5 protein-coding genes and 1 pseudogene are annotated in these 3,570 nt (G+C 73.3%); 3 read left to right on the forward strand and 3 right to left on the reverse strand.

Translation table 11 applies throughout. The features are described 5' to 3' along the window. Positions 1–219 precede the first annotated feature (219 nt). Positions 220–690, forward strand: a complete 471-nt coding sequence (locus H5J33_RS27550; RefSeq protein ID WP_181797541.1) for a carboxymuconolactone decarboxylase family protein — start codon at positions 220–222, stop codon at positions 688–690. Positions 691–755: 65 nt separating this feature from the next. Here the strand turns inward: H5J33_RS27550 and H5J33_RS27555 are convergent, their stop codons facing one another. Next, positions 756–1,181 carry a DUF2000 domain-containing protein gene (locus tag H5J33_RS27555; RefSeq protein WP_030779720.1) on the reverse strand — a complete coding sequence of 142 codons (426 nt, stop codon included), beginning with the start codon at positions 1,179–1,181 and terminating at the stop codon, positions 756–758. Between the two features lie 49 nt (positions 1,182–1,230). On the opposite strand from H5J33_RS27555, the gene H5J33_RS27560 reads away from it, so the two are divergent. Together H5J33_RS27560 and H5J33_RS27565 are read left to right on the forward strand one after the other, a co-directional pair. Continuing rightward, positions 1,231–2,031, forward strand: coding sequence for an AraC family transcriptional regulator (locus H5J33_RS27560; protein WP_181797543.1), 801 nt, complete (start codon positions 1,231–1,233; stop codon positions 2,029–2,031). 80 nt (positions 2,032–2,111) lie between these two features. Further along, complete coding sequence (locus H5J33_RS27565; RefSeq protein WP_258565436.1) at positions 2,112–2,765, forward strand: hypothetical protein; 654 nt, start codon at positions 2,112–2,114, stop codon at positions 2,763–2,765. 18 nt (positions 2,766–2,783) lie between these two features. On the opposite strand, the gene H5J33_RS27570 is transcribed toward H5J33_RS27565, so the two are convergent. Continuing rightward, complete coding sequence (locus tag H5J33_RS27570) at positions 2,784–3,284, reverse strand: YbjN domain-containing protein (RefSeq protein ID WP_181797544.1); 501 nt, start codon at positions 3,282–3,284, stop codon at positions 2,784–2,786. Next, positions 3,277–3,570 (reverse strand): annotated as a pseudogene (locus tag H5J33_RS27575) (hypothetical protein); the annotation flags it as partial. The gene H5J33_RS27570 and the pseudogene H5J33_RS27575, both read right to left, overlap by 8 nt.

The following is a 3,570-nucleotide window of genomic DNA, read 5'->3' on the forward strand; positions in this document are numbered from 1 at the left end:
CCGGCCTTCTTCAGGCCCTTCTCCACGAAGAGGTCCGCGATGCCCCCGCCCTCGCCGGCGCGGGGGCAGTGCCGTACTCGCCCGCACCCGCCGGTCCCACCCCCGCCCCACCCGCGGTGAGACCCAGCTCACACCCGCCCATGTCACATCCCCGCGCCCGCGTCCGTCAGTGAGGTGTAAGCAGCCACGACCCAGCCACAAGCCGGCAAGGAGCACACCATGGACGCTCGCCTCAACCTCTTCACCAACCCGGTCATCGGCAAGATCCTCCGGCACTTGAACGCCGCCGGGCAGGCGCTCGCGGAGTCCTCGCTGCCGGCCGCCACGCAGGAGCTGGTGAAGATCCGCGCCAGCCAGATCAACGGCTGCGGGTTCTGCACCGACATGCACACCAAGGACGCGGCGGCGGCCGGGGAGAGCGCCACCCGGCTGCACCTGGTCGCGGTCTGGCGGGAGGCCACCGTCTTCACCGAGGCCGAGCGGGCCGCGCTGGAGCTGGCGGAGCAGGGCACCCGGATCGCCGACGGCGCCGGGGTCCCGGACGAGGTCTGGGCGAACGCCGCCCGGTACTACGACGAGGAGCAGCTCGGCGCCCTGGTCGCGCTCATCGCCCTGATCAACGCCTACAACCGCGCGAACGTCATCGTCCGGCAGCCGGCCGGCGACTACGTGCCCGGCATGTTCGGCTGAGCACAGGGCCGGGCCCGCTCACGGGTGTGTCCACGCGCCGCCCGGCAGGTCCGGCCGGGCCCCGCTCACGGATGCATCCGCGCGCCCTTCAGGACCTTGTCCACGGCGTTCTTCGGGCCGTACACCGCGAGGCCCACCAGGTCCAGGCCGTCCGTCGGGACGGCCCGGACCGCCGCGCGGTTGTCACGGTCGTTGCCCGTGGCGAACAGGTCCGAGGTGAACACCGCGCGCGGCAGGGCGCGGCTCAGCGCCCTTCCGTGGGCCGCCTTCAGGGTCTCCTTCGCGCCCTCGAAGACCAGCACGGGCTGGCGGAACATCGGCAGGTACGGCACGGCGTCCGCGTCCTCGTAGGGCTCCCCGATCACCTCGGGGGAGGCGGTGCCGAGGCCGCTGACCAGGAAGGCGGTGACGTTCAGGCGCTGCCAGGGCTCCAGGTCCTCGCGCAGCAGGACGGCGATCTTCGTGTCGAAGCGGAGGGGTTCGGTGTTCATGGACCGAGACTCGCCTCCGCAGGCCGGCCGGGTCTTGTACGTTTTTTGCATGACCGCCGGGCAGGAACTCGTCACCGCGTGGCGCCCCGTGGTGCCGGGCGTGACCGAGGTCTTCCACGCCCGCTTCACCGAGTACGCCTATCCGATGCACGTCCACGACGCCTGGACGCTGCTGATCGTGGACGACGGGGCCGTGCGGTACGACCTCGACCGGCACGAGCACGGCACCCCGCACGACACCGTGTCGCTGCTGCCGCCGCACGTACCGCACAACGGCTCCCCCGCCACACCGGGGGGTTTCCGCAAGCGGGTCGTGTACCTCGACGCCGGCCGGCTCGGGGAGGAGCTGATCGGTCCGGCCGTGGACTCCCCCGATCTGCGCGATCCCGTGCTCCGGGTGCGGGTCGCCCGGCTGCACTCCGCCCTCGCCCGGCCCGGTGACGAGCTGGAGGCGGAGAGCAGGCTGACGCTGGTCGCGGAGCGGCTGCGGCTGCATCTGCGGCCGCGCGCCGGTGCGCCGCGCCGGTTGCGGGACCCGGTACTCGCCCGCCGGCTGCGGGAGTTGCTGGACGCCCGGGTCGTCGCGGGCGTGTCCCTGGAGGAGGCGGCGCGGTCGCTGCACGCCCACCCGGCCCACCTGGTACGGGCGTTCAGCGGTGCGTACGGCATCGCACCGCACCAGTACCTGATGTCCCGGCGGGTCGGGCTGGCCCGGAGGCTGCTGCTCGACGGGGCGCCGCCGGGCGAGGTCGCGTCGGCCACCGGCTTCTACGACCAGGCCCATCTCACGCGGCACTTCCGGAAGTTGGTCGGTGTCACCCCGGGGCGCTACCGGAACAGCGGCCGCTGAGCACCGAAGACGCGCGTCGGTGCACGAGGGGTTCGGCGGAAGCCGCCCGTCCGCCGATCACCGCTGGTTAACCTCCCCCCATGGCTGACACACCTGAAGCACAGGACACCCGGACCTCCGGCGAATCCCCCGTCCCCGCCCGGGCGTCGCGGCTCGGACGCGTCCCGCTCGTCGTCGCGGGTGCCGCCGCACTGGTCGCCGTCGGCGTGGGCGTGGCGCTCGCCGCTCCTTCGGACGGCACTCCCCGTCAGGGGCGTGGCGTCGCGGCCACCGTTCCGCCGGACTCGGACACCGGGGGCATGTCCGCCGGCGTCATCTCCTCCGGCGGCACGTCGACCGACGGCGGCACGTCCGACGGCGGCACGTCCGACGGCGGCTCCTCCGACGGCGGCTCCTCCGACGGCGGTACGGCCAATGGCGGTACGTCCGGCGGCAGTACGTCCGACGGCACCCCGGAGGACGGCTCCGTCGCCGGCTCCGGCAGCTCCGGCGGTCTCGTCGACGGCGGCGGCTCCGGTGAGAGCACCGACGCGGGCGCCGACGGCGGTGCCGGCCCCACGGACGAGCCCACCGGGGCGGCGAGCCTGGAGGAGCTGAACCGGCGCATCACGGAGCTGGACAAGAAGGTCGACCAGCTGCCGACCAAGAAGGAACTGGCCGATGCCCTGCGGGCGTTCGCCGACGAACTCGACCACGGCGCCGGGTCTTCGACCCCCTCACCCGACCCGTCCTGAGCCCCCGGGCCGTCCCCGTCAGTCCGCCGGGCGTTCGATCAGGTGCGTGAACGCCGCCAGGTTCCTGGTGGACTCGCCGCGGGCCACGCGCCAGGCGTACTCCTTGCGGATCGAGGAGGCGAAGCCGAGCTCCAGCAGCGTGTTGAAGGCGCCGTCGGCCGCTTCCAGGACCTGGCCGAGGAGGCGGTCGACCTCGTCCGGGGTGACGGAGGCGAGCGGGAGGCGGGCGGTGACGTAGATGTCGCCGAGCCGGTCGACGGCGTAACTCACGCCGTACAGCTTGAGGTTGCGCTCCAGCAGCCAGCGGTGGACGCCGGGCTCGTTCTCGTCGGGGTGGCGGATGACGAAGGCGTTCAGCGACAGCGAGTGGCGGCCGACGAGGAAGGAGACCGTCGTGGACAGCTTGCGGGTGCCGGGGAGCCTGACGACGTAGTTCCCGGGCGCGGGGCTCTCCCACTCCAGCTCCGCGTCCTTGAACACGCCCTCCAGGACCTGCCCGGCCTTCTCGACATCAGCCATGGTGGGAGCGTACGCGACGGCGGTGGGACTGGGTCGCGGCCGTGTAGACGTCGGCGGTGGCGGCGGCGGCCGTGTCCCAGCCGAAGGACTGGGCGTGCCGGGCGGCGGCCCGGCCCATGCGCTCGGTGAGGTCCGGGTGGTCGGCGAAGCGGCCCAGCACCCGCGCGTAGTCGGCCGGGTCGTGGCCCTGGACGAGGAAGCCGGTCTCGCCGTCGCGCACGGCCACCGGCAGACCGGACGAGTTCGCAGATGCGCGGCGAACCGTCGTAGTGCGGCAGCTTCTTGA

It is taken from the genome of Streptomyces sp. WELS2 (assembly GCF_013870595.1).
GTDB lineage: Bacteria > Actinomycetota > Actinomycetes > Streptomycetales > Streptomycetaceae > Streptomyces.

What these genes read in the sequence shown, in the direction of transcription:
- H5J33_RS27550 (WP_181797541.1), top strand. Translation starts at nt 220, where the DNA reads ATGGACGCTCGCCTCAACCTCTTCACCAACCCGGTCATCGGCAAGATC.
- H5J33_RS27555 (WP_030779720.1), bottom strand. Translation starts at nt 1,181, where the DNA reads ATGAACACCGAACCCCTCCGCTTCGACACGAAGATCGCCGTCCTGCTG.
- H5J33_RS27560 (WP_181797543.1), top strand. Translation starts at nt 1,231, where the DNA reads ATGACCGCCGGGCAGGAACTCGTCACCGCGTGGCGCCCCGTGGTGCCG.
- H5J33_RS27565 (WP_258565436.1), top strand. Translation starts at nt 2,112, where the DNA reads ATGGCTGACACACCTGAAGCACAGGACACCCGGACCTCCGGCGAATCC.
- H5J33_RS27570 (WP_181797544.1), bottom strand. Translation starts at nt 3,284, where the DNA reads ATGGCTGATGTCGAGAAGGCCGGGCAGGTCCTGGAGGGCGTGTTCAAG.